Source organism: Peribacillus sp. NPDC058002, from assembly GCF_042886655.1.
Taxonomy (GTDB): Bacteria; Bacillota; Bacilli; order Bacillales; family DSM-1321; genus Peribacillus; species Peribacillus aracenensis.
In genome coordinates this window covers 1-1357 of the sequence record NZ_JBHVQU010000502.1, presented here as the reverse complement: position 1 = coordinate 1357, position 1357 = coordinate 1, and the positions used below count along the sequence as shown (strand labels likewise).

Below are 1357 nucleotides of genomic sequence, written 5' to 3'. Positions count from 1 at the left end.
TGTACTAAACAATTATAATATATCATCTTTAGCAGGTCAACTAATAAAATCAAACTTATTTTGAATATCATCATGTTATTATCATAATTTTTCACTAAACGATGATTAATTTGCATGAGAATCCAAATTATAGCATGTCTCCCGTCATTGGGCCATAAGCTTACTATGAGGTGACAGTCATGCATGAGCTATTATCATTCCTTTTATTCATTGCGATATTTTTGGCAGGTATGTCGGTTTTACGAATCGGACTGTTCAATATGTCGGGTGCAGCATTAAAAACTTTTCTCTCAAAGGTTACGGATAAGCCATGGAAAGGCTTCATTGCCGGAACCATCTTTACCGGGATCCTGCAGAGTAGCTCGGCGGTCATGGTCATGACGGTCGGCCTCGTTTCCGCAGGAAGCATAACGTTCCCGCAAACAATCGGGATTATTCTTGGAACGAATATCGGATCCACCTTTACAGCAGAGTTCATGACCTTCTCTCTGGATCGTTGGATCATCCCCGGTGTCGTAAGCGGCGCTTTCCTATGCCTCTTGCCGAAAGCATTACCGAGAAGCATAGGGATGTCACTGATCGGAATCTCGGCCATCTTCGCGGCGATGAGTGGTTTTAAAACGCTTTCGACACCGATTGCAGCCTATCCATCCATACAAACGCTCATCCATTACATAGAGGGCCACATGAACTATGCCCTATTAGCCGGGATATTATTGACAGCACTCATCCACTCCAGTTCGGCAACCATCGGGATAGCCATGAGCTTTTTGATGAATGGGGAGTTATCCGTCTCTTCCGCAATCATCATCATGCTCGGATCGAATATAGGCACTTGCATCACCGGATACATGGCCAGCATCGGTTCCGGTAGACAAGCCGCCTTCACAGCTTATGCACATATTTGGCTAAACGTCATCGGGGTTGCCGCATTCCTGCCTTTTGTGGACATCTTGGAAAGGACTGCTGCCTTTTTCACCGAAAACAAAGGGACACAGCTGGCCCATGCCAGTGTCATTTTCAATATCTTGACTTCATTGGCCGTCTTGCCATTAGCAAGGCAATTCTCCAACCTCATTCTTTTGGTGCATCGGCCACATTTTAAAAAATAAGGAGCTGTCCAAAAGTCATTGGAGACTTTTGGACAGCTTCGCGGGAAGGATGGATATCACATGTAGCTGCACCAGATATAAATGAATGAATGAATGATTTACCGGGGGTCTTTCAATAAGCTCAAACCACTCAATATAAAGCAGCTGATATCAAAACCTTTATTAGAGAAAGATGTTAAATCAAAAAACGGTACCGGATAAAATCTCCATATTGCTTTGGTTTTTCAATAAGCCGTTTGGATTCT

Annotated in this window: 1 protein-coding gene; it reads left to right on the top strand. The window is 43.6% G+C overall.

Annotated elements, in window-relative coordinates:
* Positions 1–179 precede the first annotated feature (179 nt).
* Positions 180–1112, top strand: coding sequence for a Na/Pi symporter (locus tag ACFVSH_RS26685; RefSeq protein ID WP_387708834.1), 933 nt, complete (start codon positions 180–182; stop codon positions 1110–1112).
* Positions 1113–1357 lie beyond the last annotated feature (245 nt).

Coding starts and splice junctions, on each gene's coding strand:
- ACFVSH_RS26685 (WP_387708834.1), top strand. CDS start 180: ATGCATGAGCTATTATCATTCCTTTTATTCATTGCGATATTTTTGGCA.